This is a genomic window from Shewanella loihica PV-4 (assembly GCF_000016065.1).
Taxonomy (GTDB): Bacteria; Pseudomonadota; Gammaproteobacteria; order Enterobacterales; family Shewanellaceae; genus Shewanella; species Shewanella loihica.
Genome location: NC_009092.1, coordinates 4,079,459 through 4,102,843, shown reverse-complemented (window position 1 = coordinate 4,102,843; position 23,385 = coordinate 4,079,459). Strand labels below are relative to the sequence as shown.

General features: G+C 53.4%; 12 protein-coding genes. 10 read left to right on the top strand and 2 right to left on the bottom strand.

Annotation, left to right across the window (positions count from 1 at the left end; translation table 11 throughout):
• Positions 1-609 precede the first annotated feature (609 nt).
• Positions 610-1,491: a carboxylating nicotinate-nucleotide diphosphorylase gene (nadC, locus tag SHEW_RS17760; RefSeq protein WP_011867231.1), complete on the bottom strand. Its 882-nt coding sequence runs from the start codon at positions 1,489-1,491 to the stop codon at positions 610-612.
• Positions 1,492-1,776: 285 nt separating this feature from the next.
• Here nadC and ampD point away from each other — a divergent pair, with 285 nt between their 5' ends.
• The 9 genes from ampD to SHEW_RS17715 all read left to right on the top strand — a co-directional run bounded on the left by ampD (position 1,777) and on the right by SHEW_RS17715 (position 19,600).
• Positions 1,777-2,322 carry a 1,6-anhydro-N-acetylmuramyl-L-alanine amidase AmpD gene (ampD, locus tag SHEW_RS17755; protein ID WP_041406754.1) on the top strand — a complete coding sequence of 182 codons (546 nt, stop codon included), beginning with the start codon at positions 1,777-1,779 and terminating at the stop codon, positions 2,320-2,322.
• Between the two features lie 62 nt (positions 2,323-2,384).
• Positions 2,385-3,236: a beta-lactamase regulator AmpE gene (gene ampE / locus SHEW_RS17750; RefSeq protein WP_011867229.1), complete on the top strand. Its 852-nt coding sequence runs from the start codon at positions 2,385-2,387 to the stop codon at positions 3,234-3,236.
• Between the two features lie 238 nt (positions 3,237-3,474).
• Positions 3,475-4,227: a pyruvate dehydrogenase complex transcriptional repressor PdhR gene (gene pdhR / locus SHEW_RS17745; RefSeq protein ID WP_011867228.1), complete on the top strand. Its 753-nt coding sequence runs from the start codon at positions 3,475-3,477 to the stop codon at positions 4,225-4,227.
• Positions 4,228-4,296: 69 nt separating this feature from the next.
• Positions 4,297-6,963: a pyruvate dehydrogenase (acetyl-transferring), homodimeric type gene (gene aceE / locus SHEW_RS17740; protein ID WP_011867227.1), complete on the top strand. Its 2,667-nt coding sequence runs from the start codon at positions 4,297-4,299 to the stop codon at positions 6,961-6,963.
• Positions 6,964-6,974: 11 nt separating this feature from the next.
• The gene (aceF, locus tag SHEW_RS17735; protein WP_011867226.1) at positions 6,975-8,927 is read left to right on the top strand and encodes a pyruvate dehydrogenase complex dihydrolipoyllysine-residue acetyltransferase; all 1,953 of its coding nucleotides are present in this window, start codon (positions 6,975-6,977) and stop codon (positions 8,925-8,927) included.
• Between the two features lie 153 nt (positions 8,928-9,080).
• Positions 9,081-10,508: a dihydrolipoyl dehydrogenase gene (gene lpdA, locus SHEW_RS17730; protein ID WP_011867225.1), complete on the top strand. Its 1,428-nt coding sequence runs from the start codon at positions 9,081-9,083 to the stop codon at positions 10,506-10,508.
• A gap of 142 nt (positions 10,509-10,650) precedes the next feature.
• Complete coding sequence (locus SHEW_RS17725) at positions 10,651-15,105, top strand: EAL domain-containing protein (protein ID WP_011867224.1); 4,455 nt, start codon at positions 10,651-10,653, stop codon at positions 15,103-15,105.
• A 95-nt stretch (positions 15,106-15,200) separates the two neighbouring features.
• On the top strand, positions 15,201-17,414 hold the full coding sequence (locus SHEW_RS17720) for a patatin-like phospholipase family protein (protein ID WP_011867223.1): 2,214 nt from the start codon (positions 15,201-15,203) through the stop codon (positions 17,412-17,414).
• Between the two features lie 131 nt (positions 17,415-17,545).
• Complete coding sequence (locus SHEW_RS17715) at positions 17,546-19,600, top strand: M13 family metallopeptidase (RefSeq protein ID WP_011867222.1); 2,055 nt, start codon at positions 17,546-17,548, stop codon at positions 19,598-19,600.
• 87 nt (positions 19,601-19,687) lie between these two features.
• On the opposite strand, the gene hxpB is transcribed toward SHEW_RS17715, so the two are convergent.
• Positions 19,688-20,359, bottom strand: a complete 672-nt coding sequence (gene hxpB / locus SHEW_RS17710; RefSeq protein WP_011867221.1) for a hexitol phosphatase HxpB — start codon at positions 20,357-20,359, stop codon at positions 19,688-19,690.
• Positions 20,360-20,772: 413 nt separating this feature from the next.
• Here hxpB and acnB point away from each other — a divergent pair, with 413 nt between their 5' ends.
• Positions 20,773-23,370, top strand: coding sequence for a bifunctional aconitate hydratase 2/2-methylisocitrate dehydratase (gene acnB / locus SHEW_RS17705; RefSeq protein WP_011867220.1), 2,598 nt, complete (start codon positions 20,773-20,775; stop codon positions 23,368-23,370).
• The last annotated feature ends 15 nt before the right edge of the window (positions 23,371-23,385 follow it).

The window sequence follows — 23,385 nt, the reverse complement described above, 5'->3', positions numbered from 1 at the left end:
TGGCTTTCACTCTAAGTTTGATTAATCTTCATTCGGCAAACTGCACCATTTGGCAATTTAGTCAGTAGAAATCATATCTTTATCGTCAGCATCTTAACTTTTTCCAGCAGGCTTTTAAGCTGTGACTTGTTTAATGTTTGCCCGTATCGCGCTCTCGCAAACACAGAGATTGTTAACGGTATGTTTCATTAAACTTGTCGCTAGTCTAGAAAATCTTCAATTAACGATAATTAATGCTTCCGACTTACTAAGTCGGTTTACCTTCATGGTAAGCTGGCCGAAAGGGCCATCTCGCCTATAGCCAAAGTTAGTACAAAGTTAACAAAAAGGGAACCGTAAATCGCATCAAAGTACTAATTTGATGGTGAATTTGTCTAATAAAATTTTTTTTTGTAAAAAAAGTTATAGCGTAATTATGACTTTGACCGAAAAATTGGCACTCATCGCAACAGTGTCAAATTTTTAGCTGCGCTCATAGTGTTTATCGGGCGATTGGTTTTTGAACAATAGTAATTAAGAAGATTGTTTGTTGCTAAAATGTTGCTGCCAGTCTGGTTGGTGATCAGACTGACAGCTGGTAATAGTCGTTCAGGTTATAGCGACTCTAAACTAGTCTTTGAGTCGTAGCGACAAATCCAGCGCCTTGACGTGCTTAGTGAGGGCGCCGACTGAAATGTAGTCTATGCCTGTCTTGGCATAATCTGAGATGGTGTCTAGCGTCACGTTGCCCGATACCTCGAGTTTTACACGCTGGTTTTCGTTATAGCTATTATTTAGCTCTACCGCCTCTATCATCATGGTGACGTCAAAATTGTCGAGCATGACGATATCGGCGCCGGCATCGAGTGCCTGCTTGAGTTCGTCTATGCTTTCGACTTCGACCTCCACTAGCTTATCGCTGGCAAGCTGGCGGGCGGCATTAATGGCAGAGGCAATTGAGCCACTGGCCATGATGTGATTTTCCTTGATCAGGAAGGCATCGAACAAGCCGATACGATGGTTCTTGCCACCACCGCAGGTGACGGCATATTTTTGCGCCGTGCGCAGACCTGGAATCGTCTTGCGGGTATCTAATAGCTTGCAGTGGGTGCCCGCCAGTCTGTCGACATAGAGTTTGGTTAGGGTGGCAACGCCTGATAGTGTCTGGATGAAGTTCATCGCGGTGCGCTCACCGGTCAGGATGGCACGGGCCGAACCTGACATTTCACAAAGCACTTGGTTCGGTAAGACGAGATCGCCATCGTCCACATGCCAATGTAAGGCAACTTCACCACCTAGCTGGTTAAAGACTTGTTCTGCCCAGGCCTTACCACAAAAGACCCCTTCTTCGCGGGTGATCAAGCTAGCCTGCGCATACTTATCACTAGGAATAAGCTGAGCCGTGATATCCAGACTTAACTTTTCTTCGGCAGTAAGATTTGAATCGGCCTGAAAACCTAAATCTTCTTCGAGTGCGACTTTGACGGCTAATCTAATGTCATTTTCCAGCATCTTTCTTTCCTCATGGCGGCTCGCCGCACTCCCTGAGCGCATCACTTGTGGCTCGAATGGGTTATCTCTCTTGATTCAAAGGCTGCGAGCACTTAGCTATATGCCGTTAATAGTAACAAATCCCTGATTGAAAAAGCAGGGATATTTAGCGCTACGCGGTGAAGATAGACGCAATTTGTGCCGATTTGTAATCATTGGTCTCGTGTGACTGGCAGCTATTATCCGAATTGGGTTAAAGTGCTAACGGCTTGATATTGTTTGGAGGTAGATTGGTCTGTGGCTAACATGACATTGCATAAAGGTTGGATTCGAGAGTGTCGACAATGTGTCTCGCCACATTTTAATGCCCGTCCAGATGATGAGGTGAGCCTGCTGGTGATCCACAACATTAGCCTGCCTGCCGGGCAGTTTGGCTTGCCCTATATCGATCAGCTTTTTCAAGGTTGTTTGGATATTCAGGCCGATGAAAGTTTTTGCGACCTACAAGGGTTAGAGGTGTCGGCACATTTTTTGATCCGGCGAGACGGCGAGTTGGTGCAGTATGTTAGCTGTGATGATCGCGCCTGGCACGCAGGCGTTTCCTCGTTTGCAGGGCGAACGGGTTGTAACGACTTTGCCATAGGTATAGAGCTTGAAGGAACAGATAGCCTCGCCTATACCGACGAGCAGTATGAGCGGCTCACGCAATTAACCTTGGTCTTGTTTGACGCATATCCTATGCTCAATAGAAATCTTATCGTCGGGCACAGTGACATCGCGCCAGGGCGTAAGACAGATCCGGGTGAGAGTTTCGACTGGCACAGATATCGCGTCAGCCTAGTGACTGGCTAAGCTACTCAATAGTTTCATTGACCAAAAGTAAAATAATCAGATGGAAGGGAGAGGGGAGTAAGATGGCACTGTTTTCCTTATTGTTGGCGATCATGATTGAGCGCCTCAAGCTATTACCCCAGGCATGGCAGCTAGAAACCCTATTAGCCTTGTATGCCAAGAGTTTCTTTGGTCGCAAGCAGCTAACCAATGACCTTATGATGGCGATTGCGTTGATTCTGCCAGCGATAGCTGTGCAGGTGCTGGCCTGGTTCGTGGCCGGCATGTTTTGGGGGCTGTTGAGCCTTGGGCTCTGGGTTGGGGTGTCGATTCTCTGTTTTAGTCATCTCAAACAGCGTCAGGTCTTCAAACAGTATATACAGGCAGCCTGCCGCGGCGATGCCCAGGCTTGTTACCATTTTGCCGATGAGCTCGATCCCTATGTGTCACTCAATGCCGTTTCCGAGCAGGATCTTGGCGAGAAGGTCGGGCAAACCGTTGCCTGGCTTAACTACCGTTTCTATGGTGCCGTGGCCTTATACCTTATCTTCTTCGGACCGGCCGGTGCCGTACTTTATTGTACCGTGCGTTATTTCTCAGACGATGCCAAGAGCCGAGGCGCGGATCTTCCCTTAGTGGATACCGCCTTGATGCTACTAGATTGGCTGCCGAGCCGCTTGATCGCGCTGGGTTACGTACTCAGTGGCCACTTTTCGCTGGCATTTAGCCGTTGGCGGCAGCAGGCACTATGCTGGCGCTGTCCTGCGCGAGATGTGATTTCCGAGGTTGCCTTGGCGGCAGAGACAGTTGAATTTAATTCACCTACACCAATTTGCGTCCAATCGACCATCTCTTTGCTACAGTTGAGTAAGCGAAACTTTATCTTACTCGTGATCGGTCTCTCTTTGCTGACGATCTTCGGGGTGGTAGTGTAGGGACTGGGCGAGACCGGTGGCTATTTAGCGCCTGACTCGCCTCCTTGCTTCTGCTTAATGCCAACTCTAGGTGCTTGGAGCAATGGTCAGACCCCTTAATCATAAATATAAGCTATTCTCACAAATCGTGAGTTTACATGAAGCAGATCACGAACTGGACATCTGAAATGTGATTTGATAAAGTGCGCTCAGTCAATTAAATTGGTAAGACCAATTTACAATAGGAGCTGAGGGCCATATGGCTTATAGCAAAATCAACCAGCCAAAAATTTCTGACGTGATCATGAATCAGCTGGAGCAGATGATCCTGGAGGGGAGTCTGCAACCGGGTCAGAAATTACCACCAGAGCGTGAATTGGCACTGCAATTCGAAGTCTCTCGACCATCTCTTCGTGAAGCAATTCAAAAGTTAGAAGCAAAAGGCTTGCTGCTGCGTCGTCAAGGCGGTGGTACCTATGTCAAAGAGCAACTTTGGCAGAGTCTTGCCGATCCTATTGTGGAGCTGATGCACAGCGATTCCGAGAGTCAGTATGATCTTCTCGAGTTTCGTCACGCCACTGAAGGCATGATGGCTTACTTTGCGGCACTTCGGGGTACCGATGCCGACATGCAAAACATCAAAGAAAAAATCCAAGCGGTAGAAGCTGCGTCTGACATCGAGGCGAAGGCAGAGGCGATCGTGTGTTTTTATCGCGCCATTGCCGAGGCCTCTCACAACGTGGCTATGCTGCACTTGGTACTGAGTTTATCTCCCGTGCTGCATAAGAATGTGGCGCAAAACCTAGAGTTGCTAAAGCGCAGAGCTGATGCCTCTAAAATGGCGAACGAGCATAGGCAAGATCTTCTTGCCGCCATCGTGCGCCGTGATCCCGAAGCCGCAAGAGAAGCCTCAAACGAGCATCTAAGCTACATTGAGGAAGTGATGTTGTCTGTGAGGGAAGAAGATAGCCGGTTGCAGCGTAGTCTGCGCCGTTTGAAGAGTGGCGCGTAGGCTTAGGTCTAGCTGCCACTTTTTATTATTCAATTCATACAATTAATGTATATAGGGAAGGACTGCGAAATGTCTGAACATATGCTGCAAGATTTAGATCCGTTAGAGACTCAAGAGTGGGTCGATTCATTACAAGCCGTATTAGAGCAAGAAGGTCCGGAACGTGCTCATTTTCTTCTTGAGAAACTAATCGACAAGGCTCGTCGTAACGGTACACATCTGCCTTATAAGGCGACCACCGCCTACCTCAACACGATTCCTGCCGGTCAGGAACCTCATATGCCAGGTAACCAAGAGATGGAGCGTCGCATTCGCGCCATCATTCGTTGGAACGCCTTGGCCATGGTACTGCGTGGTTCGAAGAAAGATCTTGAGCTGGGTGGCCACATTTCCAGTTTCGCCTCTAGTGCAACCATTTACGATGTTTGCTTCAACCACTTCTTCCGTGCGCCAAACGAGAAGGATGGTGGTGACCTGGTTTACTTCCAGGGTCATATCGCTCCTGGTATCTATGCGCGCTCTTTCCTCGAAGGTCGCCTGACCGAAGATCAACTGGCTAACTTCCGTCAGGAAGTGGACGGCAAGGGTCTATCATCTTACCCGCACCCTAAGTTGATGCCTGACTACTGGCAGTTCCCAACAGTTTCTATGGGTCTGGGTCCTATCCAGGCTATCTATCAGGCACGTTTCCTGAAATACCTGACCGACCGTGGTCTGAAAGATTGTTCTGAGCAAACCGTATACTGCTTCTTGGGTGATGGTGAGTGTGACGAGCCAGAAACGCTAGGTGCTATCGGTCTGGCCGCTCGTGAAGAGCTGGACAACCTGGTCTTCATCGTTAACTGTAACCTGCAGCGTCTAGATGGTCCTGTACGTGGTAACGGCAAGATCATTCAAGAGCTTGAAGGCGAATTCCGCGGCGCTGGCTGGGAAGTGGCTAAGGTCATCTGGGGTCGCTACTGGGATCCGCTATTGGCTCGCGACACCAGCGGTAAGCTGCTGCAGCTGATGGAAGAAACCGTCGACGGCGAATACCAAAACTGTAAGGCCAAAGGTGGCGCTTATACCCGTGAGCACTTCTTCGGTAAGTACCCTGAAACGGCCGAGATGGTTGCTAACATGTCTGACGACGACATCTGGCGCCTCAACCGTGGTGGTCACGATCCAGTGAAGATCTATGCCGCGCTGCAACACGCTAAGAACACTAAGGGTCGTCCAACCGTAATCCTGGCTAAGACAGTTAAAGGTTATGGTCTTGGTGATGCCGGTGAAGGTAAGAACATCGCGCACAACGTTAAGAAGATGGACATCAGCGCCGTACGTTACTTCCGCGATCGCTTCAATATCCCTATCCCTGACGACAAGCTAGAAGAGATCCCTTTCTATCACCCAGGTCCAGATTCGGAAGAGGTGAAGTACCTTCAGGAACGCCGCGCCGCGCTGCACGGTTCTATGCCTGCTCGCCGTCAGAAGTTCAGTGAAGACCTCGAAGTGCCTTCACTGAAGATCTTCGACTCTATCCTCAAGGGCTCTAACGGTCGTGAGATCTCAAGCACAATGGCGTTCGTCCGTATTCTGACTGCGCTGCTGAAAGATAAGAAGATAGGTAAGAACATTGTCCCTATCATCCCGGATGAGGCGCGTACCTTCGGTATGGAAGGTCTGTTCCGTCAGGTGGGTATCTATGCTCACGAAGGACAAAAGTACGTACCACAAGACTCGGATCAGGTGGCTTACTACCGCGAAGACAAGTCGGGCCAGGTACTGCAAGAGGGTATCAACGAGCTAGGCGCCATGTCTTCTTGGGTGTCAGCGGCGACCAGCTACTCGGTTAACGATACGCCAATGATCCCATTCTACATCTACTACTCTATGTTTGGTTTCCAACGTATCGGCGACATGGCATGGGCGGCAGGTGATATGCGTGCTCGTGGCTTCATGGTTGGTGGCACGTCAGGCCGTACTACCCTGAACGGCGAAGGTCTGCAGCACCAGGATGGTCACAGCCACGTATTGGCTAACACTATTCCTAACTGTATCTCTTACGACCCGACCTATGGTTATGAGATTGCAGTTATCGTTCAAGACGGTATCCGTCGCATGTATGGCGAAAACCAGGAAGATATCTTCTACTACCTGACCACGATGAATGAAAACTATGTTCAGCCTGAGATGCCAGAGGGTGCCGAAGAAGGTATCGTCAAGGGTATCTACAAGCTGGAATCAGTGTCTGGTAGCGGCAAGGGTAAGGTACAGCTAATGGGCTGTGGCACCATCCTTGAACAAGTTCGTAAGGCGGCGCAGGCGCTGGCGAAAGACTTCGGTATCTCGTCAGACGTATTCAGCGTGACCAGCTTCAACGAGCTGACTCGCGACGGTCAGGCGGCAGAGCGTTACAACATGCTGCACCCAACCGAAACGCCTAAGCAGGCTTATATCAGCCAGGTGTTGTCTAGCGATTCTCCAGCCGTTGTTGCCACCGACTATATGAAGATATATGGCGAGCAGCTACGCGCCTATGTTCCTACCGATTACAAGGTGCTGGGTACCGACGGTTTCGGCCGCAGTGACAGCCGCGAGAACCTGCGTCACCACTTCGAAGTGGATGCCAAGTTCATCGTGATCGCCGCACTGAAGTCGCTGGTTGACCGCAACGAGTTGCCAGTTGAAGTACTCTCGCAAGCAATTGCCGAGTACGGCATCGATGTTGACAAGATCAACCCACAGTTCGCGTAAGGGGATAGAGCATGGCTGAATTAAAAGAAGTTTTAGTCCCCGATATCGGTGGGGATGAAGTACAGGTTATCGAGATCTGTGCTGCGGTAGGCGATACCCTCGCCGCCGAAGAATCGATCATTACCGTCGAAAGCGACAAGGCGACCATGGATATTCCTGCGCCTTTCGCCGGTAAGCTTGCCGAGATTAAGGTAGCCGTGGGCGATACCGTCTCTGAAGGTACACTTATCGCCATGATGGAAGCGGGTGAGGCGCAGGCCGCCGAGCCTGCACCAGCAGAATCTGCACCTGTTGCCGCTCCAGCTGCACCCGCTCCGGCAGCGCCTGTTGCTTCAGCGCCAGCCTCTGCACAAGTGATTGAAGTGACAGTGCCGGATATCGGCGATGCCTCAGATGTCGACGTGATTGAAGTGCTGGTGGCCGTGGGCGACAGCATAAATGTCGACACAGGGCTTATCACGCTTGAAACTGACAAGGCGACCATGGAAGTACCTGCACCTGCAGCCGGTGTGGTGAAAGAGATGAAAGTGGCCGTTGGTGACAAGGTCTCTCAAGGCTCTCTGGTTCTGATGCTTGAGGTGAGCGGCGGTGAAGCTGCGGCTCCTGCGGCAAGCGCGGCTCCAGCACCAAGCGCAGAGGCTGCGCCAGCGGCCGCTGCCAGCATCGAAGTGAAAGAGATTAGCGTGCCCGATATCGGCGATGCGTCTGACGTCGATGTTATCGAGGTATTGGTTGCGGCCGGTGATGTGATTGAGGCCGACCAAGGCCTGATCACCCTGGAAACCGACAAGGCCACCATGGAAGTCCCTGCACCGTTCGCCGGTAAGCTGGTTTCTGTGACCGTTAAGGTGGGCGACAAGGTTTCTCAGGGCAGCGTCATCGCGACCATAGAGACACAGTCGAGTGCGCCTGTTGCCGCTCCTGCTCCGGCCGCTGCAGCACCTGCGCCAGTTGCACAAGCCAGCGCACCAGCGCCTGCGGCGAGCAAGCCGCCTGTGCCCCATCACCCGAGTGCCGGTAGCAAGCCGGTAACCGGTGCCGTACACGCCTCGCCAGCGGTTCGCCGTCTGGCTCGCGAGTTTGGTGCAGACCTGACTCAGGTAACTGGTACTGGTCCTAAGGGACGTATTCTCAAGGAAGACGTTCAGGCCTTTATCAAGTATGAACTGTCTCGTCCTAAAGCCTCTGCGGCCACTAGCGTGGGCGCCGGTGAGGGGGGGCTGCAGGTGATTGCAGCGCCTAAGGTTGATTTCGCTAAGTTCGGTGAAGTGGAAGAAGTGCCGCTGAGCCGTATCCAGAAGATATCTGGACCTAACCTGCACCGTAACTGGGTCACTATTCCACACGTGACTCAATTCGACGAAGCCGACATCACAGAGATGGAAGCCTTCCGTAAGCAGCAAAACGAGATTGCCGCCAAGCAGAAGACTGGCGTTAAGATCACGCCTCTGGTCTTCATGATGAAGGCGGTTGCCAAGACACTGCAGCAGTTCCCAGTGTTTAACGCCAGCCTGAGCGCCGACGGTGAGTCGCTGATCAAGAAGAAGTACTACCATATTGGTGTGGCGGTTGATACGCCAAACGGTCTGGTTGTGCCTGTGGTTCGTGATGTCGACAAGAAAGGCATCATAGAGCTGTCGGCCGAACTGATGGAGATCTCGGTTAAGGCCCGTGACGGCAAGCTGAAAGCGGCCGACATGCAGGGTAGCTGTTTCACCATCTCTAGCCTGGGTGGCATCGGTGGTACGGCATTTACGCCTATCGTTAACTATCCTGACGTGGCGATCTTAGGGGTTTCTAAGTCTGAAATTAAACCTAAGTGGAATGGTAAAGAGTTCGAGCCTAAGTTAATGTTGCCGCTCTCTTTATCTTACGACCACCGTGTGATCGACGGCGCCATGGCGGCACGCTTCAGCGTGACCCTGTCAAGTATGCTGTCCGACATACGCACACTTATTTTGTAATGATGAAGGCTACTCACCATGAGTAGCCTTTTGTTTAACTCCTTGAAAGGTTAAAATGCGGCCACCTTACAAGAACTAACGTTCAAAAAGCTGGCGTCATAATGGGTTGGGCCGGAATTCCTCCCAACACAATGAGAAAGAATAGAGGAAAACATGAGTAACGAAATCAAAACTCAGGTAGTGGTTTTAGGTGCAGGCCCTGCAGGTTATTCAGCAGCATTCCGTGCTGCCGACTTAGGCCTGGAGACTGTTATCGTAGAACGTTTCAGCACCCTAGGTGGTGTGTGTCTGAACGTGGGTTGTATCCCATCTAAGGCACTGCTGCACGTTTCAAAGGTGATCGAAGAAGCTAAGGCCATCTCAAACCACGGTGTGGTATTTGGCGAGCCACAGATCGATCTCGATAAGCTACGTGAGTTTAAGCAGAGTGTTATCAGCCAGCTGACCGGCGGTCTTGGCGGCATGTCTAAGATGCGTAAAGTGAACGTGGTTAACGGCCTGGGTAAGTTCACCGGTCCTAACACCATCGAAGTTGCCGGCGAAGACGGCGTGAAAGTGGTTCACTTCGAGCAAGCGATCATCGCTGCGGGTTCTCGTCCAATTCAACTGCCTTTCATTCCTCATGAAGATCCACGCATCTGGGATTCGACCGATGCGCTTGAGCTGAAAGAAGTGCCTGGCAAGCTGCTGGTCATGGGCGGCGGTATTATCGGTCTTGAGATGGGTACCGTTTACTCATCACTGGGTAGTGAAATCGACGTGGTTGAGATGTTCGACCAGGTTATCCCTGCTGCCGATAAAGATATCGTTCGCGTCTACACCAAGAAGATCAAGAACAAGTTCAACCTGATCCTTGAGACCAAGGTGACTGCCGTTGAAGCGAAAGAAGACGGTATCTATGTCTCTATGGAAGGCAAGAAGGCACCGACCGAGCCAGTGCGTTACGACGCAGTATTGGTGGCTATTGGCCGTACACCTAATGGCAAGCTGATCGACGCCGACAAGGCTGGCGTAAACATCGATGAGCGCGGTTTCATCAATGTCGACAAGCAGATGCGCACCAACGTGCCACACATCTATGCTATCGGTGACATCGTGGGTCAGCCTATGCTGGCACACAAAGGTGTGCATGAAGGCCACGTCGCTGCCGAGGTGATTGCTGGCATGAAGCACTACTTCGATCCTAAGGTGATCCCATCAATCGCCTACACAGATCCTGAAGTGGCTTGGGTTGGTCTGACCGAGAAAGAAGCTAAAGAGCAAGGCATCGCTTACGAGACAGCAAGCTTCCCATGGGCGGCGAGTGGTCGTGCAATCGCCTCTGATTGCTCAGAGGGTATGACTAAGCTGATCTTCGATAAGGAAACTCATCGCGTGATCGGTGGTGCTATCGTGGGTGTTAATGGTGGCGAGCTGCTGGGTGAGATCGGTCTGGCTATCGAGATGGGTTGTGATGCCGAAGATCTGGCATTGACCATCCACGCTCACCCAACACTGCATGAGTCTGTTGGTCTAGCGGCTGAGATCTACGAAGGTTCAATTACCGATTTGCCTAACCCTAAGGCAAAGAAGAAAAAGTAATTGCTTCTGAAATCCGAAAAAGCGCTCATTGAGCGCTTTTTTTTTGGCTGGCTAACTTATATATTATATTTTTGTAACAATAATAAGTTTCTCGCGCTATGCCCCAACCCCGTTGTGCTGTCTGTCTGAGATGGGATCCTCTATGAGTTTTACCCAGGCGTTACGCTTACTAGGCTGTTTGCTTTTCATGATTGGCTTTACCGCGCCAAGTATAGCGGGCGATCTGGTACAGAGGGTCTTTAGCGCGCGGGACGGCCTCAACAATGCCACGGTAAACGACATCAGCTTCGATGAGTATGGCTATACCTGGCTCTCCACTGAGCAGGGGCTGTACCGCATCAGCGATACCAAGGCGCGGCGTATCGATAAAGACGCCAACCATATCCGCCTCTCCGACGAATATATCTATCTCACCGAATCCCTGAGTAAGCAACATCTGCTGGTCAGCAGTTATGCCAACACCTACCTGTATGACATAGTCAAAGATGAGTTTGTCCAGCTGGGCAGCGACAAGCTGTTTCCCGAGTTTCATCCCAGCGGGCTGCAGGCGGTCACCCGCCAGAAAGATGGTAGCTATGTGCTGCTCAGCTATGTCGGCGAGCTGTACCGACTCGATTATAAGGCGATGACGCTCACCTTTATCAGTGCCTTGCCGAGCGACCCGGATATGCCCTGGTTTGTGCTGTCGCAATTTGGCGATGCCCAGCTGATCGTTGGTAAGAGCTATGAGCTGCAGCTTAGAGACAGCCTGGGGATGCTCAGAGGCATCTTCCCTTGGACCGAAGAGCAGGGCCAGATAAAGAACCTGTTCGAAGACAGGGCGGGGCGTTTGTGGCTGGGCTCGAGCAACGGCCTGTATCGTGTCTACCCGGATTCGTTAACCCTGGAGAAGGTAGAGCAGATCCCCTTCTACGTGACCCAGATGGCCCAGGATAAGCTCGGCTTTCTGTGGCTGTCGGGGCGCGAGGGGCTGATCAAGTGGCACCCGGACACCCTTGAGATAAAGCACTTTAGCAATGAACTGAAACTGGCGGCGGATCTCGACTACATCTATGACCTGGCGGTGGACGACAACGACCTGGTCTGGGTCGGTGGCTCGGGTGATGGCCTGGCGATCATCGCCGACGATCCCGATTTCGTGCTGGACAACTTTACACGCAACGCCCCTTATCAGATTAGCAACGAGATGATTTGGGGTATCTTTGCCGAGCAAAATAAGCTGTGGTTGGGCACAGACAAGGGGCTTATCGAGGTCGATCGCGACGCCAAGAAGAGTGAGACCTACCTGCCCGATGAGATGGAGGTCAACGACAGCGTCTACACAGTTAGCGCGTTCGACAAGCAGCGTCTGCTGCTGGGCACCACCAATGGCCTGTTCATCTACGACAAGCAGGCGCGCAAGACCATGCGTTTCGCCGAGATCAGCGGTGGGCGCACCTCGCTCGAAAATAAGATGATCTACTTCAGCTACAAGGATCCTCTGATCACCTCGCGCTGGTGGTTCGTCACCGCCACAGGCCTGTTCTACTGGGACAAGGGGAGCCTGGAGCCGACTCGCATGCAGGTCAAAGGCGTCGACGGTACCCTGCATCAGATCCCGCTGCGCTCTATCTACCGGGCGGCCGACGGCAAGCTATGGATCGGCGGCGAGAATCTGTTCGGCTATATCGATAGCAAGGGGCTCTTCTATTCCCGCATCGACCTGTTCGCCGACGACAACATCTCAGTCGACGTCAGCTATATCAATGAGGTGGATTCGGGCGTGCTCTGGCTCGGTACCTCGCCCAAGGGGCTGGTGGAGTATCACCCCAAGACGGGCCTGACCTATTTTCTCACAGACAACTGGCAGGTGGAGTGTAGCTCCGTCTATTTCATCGAGCAGTTGCCGGGCTATCGGGTGCTGGGCTGTGCCAACTCCTTGGTGAGGCAAGATCTCACCACCGGCGGGATCACGGTTATCGAGAAGCAGGACGGACTGATCAGTCACGAGCTCAACGATGGCGCCGCCTTTTATGAGCCAGGCGTCGGCCTCTATGTCGGTAGCCCCGACGGCGTGGCCTTGGTGGATGTGCCCCAGATGCGTAACCGCCTGGCGGAAGATGGCATCATGATGGAATCTGTCTCCGTATTCTACGAGGACAACACGGAGACCAAGCTGGTGCCCGAGGCGGGCATGCTGATAAAACCCGGCGCGCGCCTGATCAGTTTCCAGCTGACCAGCCTCGACTATCTGACCGATATTCCGTTTCAGCTGCAGTATCGTCTGCGCCGCGGCAAGGCGTCCGAGGAGAGCAAGTACTTACAGCTGATGGGCCAGTCCCAGGTCAACGTCTCGGGCCTCAAGGATGGCCACTACACCTTAGACATTCTCAGCGAGCAAAACGGCGTCTGGTCGCAGACTCCCTATTCGTTCAGCTTCGTGGTCGAAGACTACTGGTGGAACTACGACTGGTTCAGAGGCTTGCTACTGCTTTCGCTCTTGCTGGTGGGGCTCTACTTCCTGCTGCTGCGTCAGAAACAGATAGGTGCCTTCAGACGGGTCAACAAGAAGCTCAAGGAGAGCGAGGACAGGCTGCGGCAATCGCTGCGGGGCAGTGATTCAGAGCTGTGGGAGTGGCACAGCGAGAGCGAAACCTTCCTGCTGGAAAACCGTGGGGGCTATTTCCCCGACAGGGGCGATGCCTTCGAGCTTAAGATGGATGAGTTCCCCATCTACGCCGATGACCAGGAAAAGGTATTTACCGCCTGGAAACGCCTGCTCTCGAAGCAGGATGACAGGTTGGATGTGGATTATCGTTACCGCCGTCCCGACGAGTCTTGGGGCTGGACCCGGGTACGCGGCCGTGCATTGGAGTTCGATCCCGTTAGCGGCCGAGTGAAGAAGGTCGCCGGTATCTACACCGACATTACTACGCAGCGAATGCTGGAAGATGACGTTAAGCTGCTGGCTCAGGCGTTTGCCAACACCTCGGAAGGGGTGCTGATCTTAGACGCCGATGAGCGGGTGAGGGTCTCGAATAAGGCGGCCCAGTCGATTCTGGGGATGAGCGCCGATGATCTTATCGACAGATACTTTGCCCAGCTGGTTCACAGCAGCGAAGACAGGAGCGATGAGATCAACATCCTGCTGGAGCAGGGCATCACCTGGACCGGCGAGCACGAGTTTCAGTGCGCCGAGGGGCTGATCTGCCCCGTGTGGCTGAACCTGTCCACCATGAAAGATGATCGCGGCAACATCAGTCATTATGTGGCGGTGTTCTCCGATATCACTGAGCGTAAGCAGACCGAGGCGGACCTGCGCCGTCTGGCCAACTATGACGTGCTGACCGGTTTGCCCAACCGTTCCCTGTTCGCCGCGCGCCTGGCCAAGTGTATCCACCGCGCCGAGCAGACCGAAGATAAGCTGGCGCTGATCTTCCTTGACCTGGATCGCTTCAAGAACGTCAACGACTCCTACGGCCACAGCATGGGCGACGCCCTGCTGGTGGAGGCCGCCAGCCGCCTGCAATCCTGCGTGAGTGAAAACCACACCCTCTGCCGCTTCGGGGGCGATGAGTTTGTGATTTTGATGCGCGACATGGTGGATATCGACGAGGTTAACCATCTGTGTGAGGCGCTGATCCGCCAGATAGAGAAGCCCTTCGAGCTCTACGGTCGTGAGTTCTTCATCTCCACCAGTATCGGGGTCAGTCTATGGCCGGATGATGCCAAACAGCCCGAGGTGTTGATCAAGAACGCCGATCAGGCCATGTATCACGCCAAGGAAGAGGGGCGCGGTAACTTCCAATACTTCTCGGCCGAGCGTAACGCCGAGGCCCTGTATCACCTCAAGTTAGAGGCCGAGCTGCGTAAGGCGATGGACAGGCAGGAGTTTGAGCTCTACTTCCAGCCGCAGATCGATATCCTCAAGGACGACAAGGTGGTGGGCATGGAGGCGCTGCTGCGCTGGCATCACCCCAAGGAAGGTTATATCCGTCCCGATATCTTTATCCGGGTGGCGGAGTCATGCGGCCTGATCATAGAAATCGACCGTTGGGTGATAAAGCAGGCCTGTCTGCAGGGCGCCAAGTGGGCCGAACATTTCGGCGACGAGTTGAAACTGTCGGTCAACGTCTCTGCGGTGCACTTCAGGCAACCCGACTTTATTCAAGATGTGCAGCAGGCGCTCAAGGAGTCTGGCATGCCGGCTAAGATGCTGGGGCTGGAGATCACCGAGGGCGTCTTGATGAAAGAGCTGCATGTGGCCAAAGATCACCTTAAGGCGCTACGGGAGATCGGCATAGAGGTCGCGATCGACGATTTCGGTACCGGCTACTCGTCGCTCGCCTATCTGCGCAGCTTCGATGTCAGCACGCTGAAGATCGACCGCTCCTTCCTGATCGATATCGCCACTAACGAGGCGGATCAGGCGATCGCCAGCAGTATCATAGAGCTGGCCCGTAACCTTAAGCTCAAGGTGGTGGCTGAAGGGGTGGAGACCCAGGAGCAGTTAGAGCAGGTCTTTAGCCGTGGTTGTTACATCATTCAGGGCTACTATTTTGCCAAGCCGATGACCATAGATGAGTTTGAGAAATACCTCTACATTAAGTCTCAGTAGCGGCATTTTCATCGCGTGATAGTGCAAACTTTCTTGTTTTTTAAAAGGTTTGCTAGAATATCTTGTCCCTCTTTTCAAAGGAAGAAGCACCGCCGATGATGAAACCTTTTCTATTCTCTTTGCTGCTGGCGAGCCTCTCAGCCCCAGCCCTGAGCGAAGAACGCCCCAAGATAGGTCTGGCGCTTAGCGGTGGCGGTGCCAAGGGGGCGGCCCATATCGCCGTGCTTAAGGCACTGGAGGCGGAGCATATTCCCGTCGACTACATTGCCGGGACCAGCATAGGCGCCTATGTGGGCGGCATGTATGCTCTGGGCTATAGCGCCGAAGAGATTGAAGAGATCATGATGGGTTCCAACTGGAACGCCGGCTATTCGGATACCATTCCCCGCGCCGCCCTCAGCTATCGCGGCAAGCAGCAGCGGGACAGGTTCAATATCCCTATCAATATCGGCTACAGCGACAAAGAGGTGAAGGTGCCTAACGGTCTGCTGCGCGGCCAGTCTATGTCTATCTTGCTGCAACACTCCACGGATCTGGTACACAAGTTCGAACACTTCGATGAACTGCCGATTCCCTATCGCGCCGTGGCGACCGATCTTGAGACCAGCGGCGCCGTGGTGATCGACAGCGGCAGCCTGGTGGATGCCATGCAGGCCTCGGCTACGGTTCCTGGCGCGCTGCAGGCGGCCCAGTATAAGGGACGCATTATTGTCGATGGCGGTATCGCCAACAACATGCCTGTGGATGTGGTCAAGGCCATGGGCGCCGACATCGTCATCGCCGTGGATATCGGCTCCTCATTGGTGAAGCGGGATCAGCTGGAGAGCACGGTGGCGGTACTCAATCAGCTGTCGACCATGCTGACCAATGCCAGTACCGAGCGGCAGAAACAGCTGCTGACGGAGCAAGATATTTTGATCCGCCCCGAGGTGGGCGAGCTCAGCACCACAGACTTTGCCATCATGCCCGAGGCCTATCGCTTGGGCGAGGTGGCCGTCACTGAGCAGCTGGGCAGACTCAAGCAACTGGCCGTGACTCCCGAGCAATACACCGCCTACCAGGCCCACAAGGATGCAGCCAGTATCGGCTGGCTCTACAACCTGTCGCGCCCCGTGGTTGCCATACGTTTCGACAACAACTCTAAGGTGAGCGAGAAGCTGCTGGCAGAGACCCTGGGCATAGAGCCGGGTGAGGTGGTCGATAAGGCGAAGCTGGAGAAGGGGATCAACAGTGTCTACGCCTTGGATAAATTCGAGCGGGTCAATGCCGAGTTTGTCGATACCGAAGAGGGGCGGATACTGATATTGCAGACCCGGGCCAAGTCCTGGGGGCCTAACTATTTCCAGCTCGGCTTCAGCTGGGAAGACGATCTTGCCTTGCATACGGCGGTTGCGCTGGATCTGGCCTATACCATGACAGATATCACCGCCTATGGCGGCGAGTGGCGCAACGAGCTGCGTCTGGGCTACGAGAAGCTGCTCTCCTCTGAGCTGTATGTGCCGCTGGATTCCGACCAGAACTATTTCACTCGCGCCGAGGTGGGCTATGAGAAGAAAGACTGGACCCTGTATGAGGGCAACAACTTTTTCTTGGAGCTCAATCAGGTCAAGTATCACGCGGAGATGGGCATTGGCTTCAACTACGTCAAGGAAGGGCTGGTGGAACTGGGTCTGGTGGGCGACACCGGCTACCTAGAGAATGCCATTCTAGATGGCCGTGCCGATTTTAGCTCCTACGGCGCCTATCTGAAATTTGGCTTCGATGACCTGGACAGCATTAGCTTCCCGACTTCGGGTAACCGCGTCACGGTCAACATGTACTATCGCCGTGAGCACTCGCCCGAAATTTTTGGGGAAGATCCGTCCGATACCTCATTCCAGATCACGGCCGATTGGCGCGGCGCCCTGAGTGTCGGCAATCATGCCTTCGTGGGTAAGGCCTCGCTGGCGACAGTAGATAAGGAGCGTGGCTTCAGCGTCAACGTCTCAGAATTAGGCGGCTTCCTCAACCTGTCGGGCTACCACAGAAATGCCTTGGTCGGGCCCCATAAGGTGTTCGGCGCCTTTATCTATCAATACGATTTGGGCCGGGACGTGCTGGGCATGACTGACTATCCCCTCTATCTGGGGGCCAGTCTCGAGGCGGGTAACGTCTGGTCGATCCGCGACAGCGTCAGCCTGAATGATCTCATCTATGGTGGCAGCCTCTATCTGGGGACAGATACCGCCATAGGACCGGCGGCTATTGGTTATGGCTGGACAGATGATGGCGAAAATACCGTCTTCCTCTTCCTGGGTAAAAACTGGTAGGCAGGTTAAGGCGTCATACAAAGTTACAAAATCGCCCTACAGTCGAGCAGGCTGGGGTGTTAGTGTGTCATTCGCAATGGTTTAACCAACCTGAAGATAAACAATAAAGCGTAAAAACCGGGGAATTCGAGATGAAAAAAGTCAGTCATTTGGCATTAGCCGTGGCGTTGGGCTTGGGCCTAGGCGCCTGTGGTAGCCATGACACCACTCAGGTAGAGAGTGTACAAGCGACAAAGGTGTCGGGCGTTGAGAAGGAAAACTTCGACACTCAGGTGCGTCATCAGGACGATTTCTATTACAGCGTTAACGGTCACTGGTTGGCGAACACGCCGATCCCTGCCGACAAGTCTAACTACGGCGCCTTCTCTGTGCTGTATGAGCAGAGCCAGAATGCCCTGAAAGAGATCATCGACGAAGTGGCCGCCATGCCAAATAAGGCCGAAGGCTCTAACGAGCAGAAGGTGGGTGACTTCTACGCCAGTTACATGAATACCGACCTGGTCGAGCAGCTGGGTGTGACGCCGATTAAGGCGCCTATGGCTGAGATCGCCGGCCTCAAGAGCCATCAAGACGTTGCCAACCAGATGGGTAAGCTGCTGGTCTCTGGCGTGCAGATGCCACTGGGCTTCTATGTGAACAACGATGCCAAGAAGTCGACCCAGTATGGCGTCTACTTCTACCAGTCTGGTTTGACCCTGCCGGATCGCGACTACTACCTGAAAGACGATGCTAAGTTCGTGGCTAACCGCGCCGCGCTGCAGAGCTATGTGACGGATCTGTTGGCTGCTGCCGGTTACGCGAATGCCGAGCGCGCCGCGAACAACGTGGCCGAGATCGAGCGCTTCCTGGCCGAGAGCCAGTGGACGCGCACCGAGTCACGTGACGCCAACAAGAGCTACAACAAGATGGATATCGCTGGTCTGCAGAAGACAGTCAGCAACTTCGATTATTCACAGTTTGCTAACGGCGCCGACATGAACAAGGTTACCGAGGTGATCGTGCGTCAGCCCTCTTTCTTCGAGAAGTTTGGCAAGCAATTTAACCAGTTCAGCGTCGAGCAGTGGCAAGACTACTTGATGTTCCACCTGGTGGACAGCTCCGCCGAGCTGCTGAACAAGCAGATGGTCGATCTGCACTTTGCCTTCCACAGCAAGACGCTGATGGGCATCGAAGAGCAGAAGCCGCGCTGGAAAAAAGCGGTAGATGCTGCGGATCAGGTGATCGGTGAGCTGGTGGGTCAAGAGTACGTTAAGCGTCACTTTAAGCCAGAAGCCAAGGCGCGCATGGAGAAGATGATCCATAACCTGATCAAGGGCTTTGAGGTCAGCATCAACGAGCTCGAGTGGATGACACCTGAGACTAAGGTGGCGGCGCAAGAGAAGCTGTCTAAGTTCAACTACAAGATCGGCTACCCAGACAAGTGGAAAGACTACACAGATCTGAGTATCAAGGCCGATGATCTCGTGGGTAACTATCTGCGTTACGCTCACTTCGAATACAAGACCATGCTGGACAAGCTAGGTAAGCCAATCGATCGCACCGAGTGGCACATGACGCCGCAGACGGTTAACGCTTACTACAGTCCTGTGATGAATGAGATCGTCTTCCCGGCCGCGATTCTGCAGCCGCCGTTCTTCAACATGGATGCCGACGATGCGATCAACTATGGTGGCATCGGCGCTGTGATCGGCCACGAGATCAGCCATGGTTTCGATGACCAGGGCGCCAAGTATGACGGTGACGGCAACCTGAGAGACTGGTGGTCTGACAAAGACAGAGAAGAGTTCAAGAAGCGCGGTGCTCAGCTCAGCGCTCAATACTCTGGCTATGAAGCCCTGCCAGGTAAGTTTGTTAATGGCGACCTCACACTGGGTGAGAACATCGGTGACCTGGGTGGTCTGACCGTGGCAGCGCGCTCTTATCAGCTGAGCCTAAACGGTAAAGAAGCGCCAGTGATCGATGGCCTGACCGGCGAGCAGCGTCTGTTCATCGGCTGGTCACAGGTATGGCGTCGTAACTATCGCGACGAAGAGCTGGGACGTCGTCTACTGACCGATCCGCACTCACCAAGCCACTTCCGTGCCATGGGTACGCCGCGTAACATCCCAGCCTTCTACGAGGCGTTCGATGTTAAGGCCGGCGACAAGATGTACCTGAGCGAAGAAGATCGCGTGAAGATCTGGTAATCCCAGATTTTAACAAAAGTACAATCTAAACAAACGAAAGCCCATCCTAGGATGGGCTTTTTATTGTCTGAATCCCTCTATTTACAGCTATTTAGCGGCGCATTGTGCCAGGTAGTCGGCAAACTCCTTGAGGCTGGTGAGCTGCTGGTGGGCGGCGGCCCATCTGGCCTGGCTCGCCTCATGGGGCGCCGGGATCACCACAGTGTGCATGTTGGCGGCCCTCGCGGCGATCAGGCCGTTGAAGGAGTCTTCTACCGCCAGGCATTGCGAAGGCGTCACGCCTAGGGCCTTGGCGCAGTTGAGGTACACCTCTGGGTGGGGTTTGCCAAGGGCCAGCGCCTCGGCGCTCACGATGGCGTCGAACAGCTCTCTGATTGCCAGCTTCTGCATCACGGCATCGATCAAAAGCGTCGGCGATGAGGTGGCCAGGCCAAGCTTGAGTCCCCTCTGTTTGCAAGCCTCGAGCGCCTCCTTAACGCCGGACATCACCTCGCCGTGACTCAGGATCTCTCCGGCCACTTGCGTGACTATCGCCTCGGCGGTCGCCGCATTGTCATAGCCTTTCCAAGGGTGGCGTCGATACCAGTACTCGACTACCTGGTCGATGCGCAGCCCTGTGGTCTGCTCGGTATCGCTGAGGCTGATGGGTAGCCCCAGCTGGCTCAGCACCTTGTATTCGGCGGCCTGCCAACTCGGCTCGGAATCGATAAGCACGCCATCCATATCGAAGATGACCGCCGCTAAATTTATTTGGCTCATGGTTATGGCTCTTGCTGCTTCATATTAATTGAGAAAGTGGAATATTATGCGGATTCTTCGGGTATTTACGAGCCTCCAGGCAAATTTTTTGCGCAATTTTTTCTCAGGAGAGAGCCGGGTTTATGCGTTTGGAATGAATTTGTGTTGCCTTTGAAATTTATTACATTTCAAATACTTAACTTGTTATTCAAACTATTGTCTAATTTCATTTGTTTCAGGGCTGCGCTAATTTGCTGGGCACCCTAGGAAATCCCGGTAATTTCTCACTTCTAAGAGTGTGATCTGATTCATACTTTTGCAAAGCTGTAGTATAATGCGGCCGGAAATACGGGTTGAGCCTGCTTGACTGTGAGCTTCAGAATTGAAGACGTGCAGTTTCGCTGTTAGAACGCCAAACAAAGAGGAATGTTGCCGTGCTAGAAGCATATCGTAAACACGTCGCAGAACGTGCTGCAGAGGGCGTAGTCCCTAAGCCACTAGATGCCCATCAAGTGGCCGAATTAATCGAATTAGTTAAGAATCCACCTGCGGGTGAAGAGGAGTTCATCCTCGACCTGCTGGAAAACAGAATTCCACCAGGTGTTGACGAAGCGGCCTATGTGAAAGCCGGTTTCCTCGACGCGGTTGCCAAAGGTGAGGCAACATCTCCTATCCTGTCTGCGGCGCGCGCCGTTGAGCTACTGGGTACCATGCAGGGCGGTTACAACATCGAGCCGCTGATCGCGCAACTCGACAATGACGTTCAGGCACCATTGGCGGTTAAGGCACTGTCAAACACCCTGCTGATGTTCGATGCCTACCACGATGTGGTTGAGAAGATGCAAGCGGGCAACGCTCACGCTAAGCAAGTGGTTGAGTCTTGGGCGAACGCCGAGTGGTTCCTCAGCCGTCCTAAGCTGGCCGACAAGGTTACCCTGACCGTATTCAAGGTGACAGGTGAAACCAACACAGACGATCTGTCACCAGCTCCTGATGCCTGGTCTCGTCCAGATATCCCACTGCACGCCCTGGCGATGCTGAAAAACGCGCGCGACGGCATAGTACCTGACGAAGCGGGCGTGAAAGGCCCAATTAATGAGATCGAAGCCCTGAAACAGAAGGGTCATCCACTGGTTTATGTAGGCGACGTTGTGGGTACAGGTTCTTCACGTAAGTCTGCGACCAACTCTGTACTTTGGTTCATGGGCGACGATATCCCATTCGTACCTAACAAGCGTGCCGGTGGTTTCTGTCTAGGTGGCAAGATCGCGCCTATCTTCTTCAACACCATGGAAGATGCCGGTGCACTGCCAATCGAGCTAGACGTAAGCAAGATGAACATGGGCGATGTGATCGACATCTACCCATACGAAGGCGTGGTTAAGCTACACGGCAGCGACGAAGTGATCTCTGAGTTCAAGCTCAAGACTGACGTGCTGCTTGACGAAGTACGTGCCGGTGGCCGTATTCCGCTGATCATCGGTCGTGGTCTGACTGATCGCGCTCGTGAGACCCTAGGTCTACCAGCCTCTGACGTGTTCGTACGTCCACAAGATGTGGCCGATTCTGGTAAGGGTTACACCTTGGCACAGAAGATGGTGGGTAAGGCATGCGGCGTAGCCGGTGTGCGTCCTGGCCAATACTGCGAGCCTAAGATGACTTCTGTGGGTTCACAAGACACCACAGGTCCTATGACACGTGACGAGTTGAAAGACTTGGCATGTCTTGGCTTCAGCGCCGACCTGACCATGCAGTCATTCTGTCACACTGCCGCTTATCCTAAGCCAGTTGACGTGAACACTCATCATACGCTACCTGACTTCATCATGAACCGTGGCGGTGTATCGCTGCGTCCTGGTGACGGTGTTATCCACTCTTGGTTAAACCGTATGCTGCTGCCTGATACCGTAGGTACGGGTGGTGACTCGCATACTCGTTTCCCAATCGGTATCTCTTTCCCAGCGGGTTCTGGTCTGGTGGCTTTCGCCGCTGCGACCGGTGTGATGCCACTGGATATGCCTGAGTCTATCTTGGTTCGCTTCAAGGGCGAAATGCAGCCTGGTATCACACTACGTGACCTGGTACATGCGATTCCGCATAAGGCGATCGAAATGGGTCTGCTGACTGTTGAGAAGAAAGGCAAGATCAACGCCTTCTCTGGTCGTATCCTGGAGATCGAAGGTCTGGAGAAGCTGAAGGTTGAGCAGGCATTCGAACTGTCTGATGCCTCTGCCGAGCGCAGTGCTGCCGGTTGTACTATCAAGCTGGACAAAGAGCCTATCATCGAATACCTCAACTCTAACATAGTGATGTTGAAGTGGATGATCGCCGAAGGTTACGGTGACCGTCGCACTATCGAGCGTCGTATCGCCGCGATGGAAGAGTGGTTGGCTAACCCAGAGCTGATGGCTGCCGATGCTGATGCAGAATACGCCGAAGTGATCGAGATCGATCTGAACGAGATCAAAGAGCCTATCCTGTGTGCACCAAACGATCCAGATGATGCCGTGCTCCTGTCTCAGGTGAAAGACACCCAGATCGACGAGGTGTTCGTTGGTTCTTGTATGACCAACATCGGCCACTTCCGTGCAACCGGTAAGATGCTAGACAAGTTCGCCAAGACGCTACCAACCCGTTTGTGGATCGCGCCACCAACTAAGATGGACCGCGATCAACTGACAGAAGAGGGTTACTACGCCATCTTCGGTCGTGTCGGTGCGCGCATCGAGATCCCTGGTTGTTCTCTGTGTATGGGTAACCAGGCACGTGTTGCCGAGGGCGCGACGGTAGTATCTACCTCTACCCGTAACTTCCCGAACCGTCTGGGTACCGGCGCAAACGTCTACCTGGCGTCTGCCGAGCTGGCCGCGGTTGCCGCGCTGTTGGGTCGTCTGCCAAGCGTTGAAGAGTATCAAGAGTACGCCAAAGAGATCGATGCCACTGCAGCCGATACTTACCGTTACCTGAACTTCGACCAGATCGATTCATACACACAAAAAGCGGGCGAAGTGATCTTCCAGTCTGCCGTGTAATCGGAATTGATAACG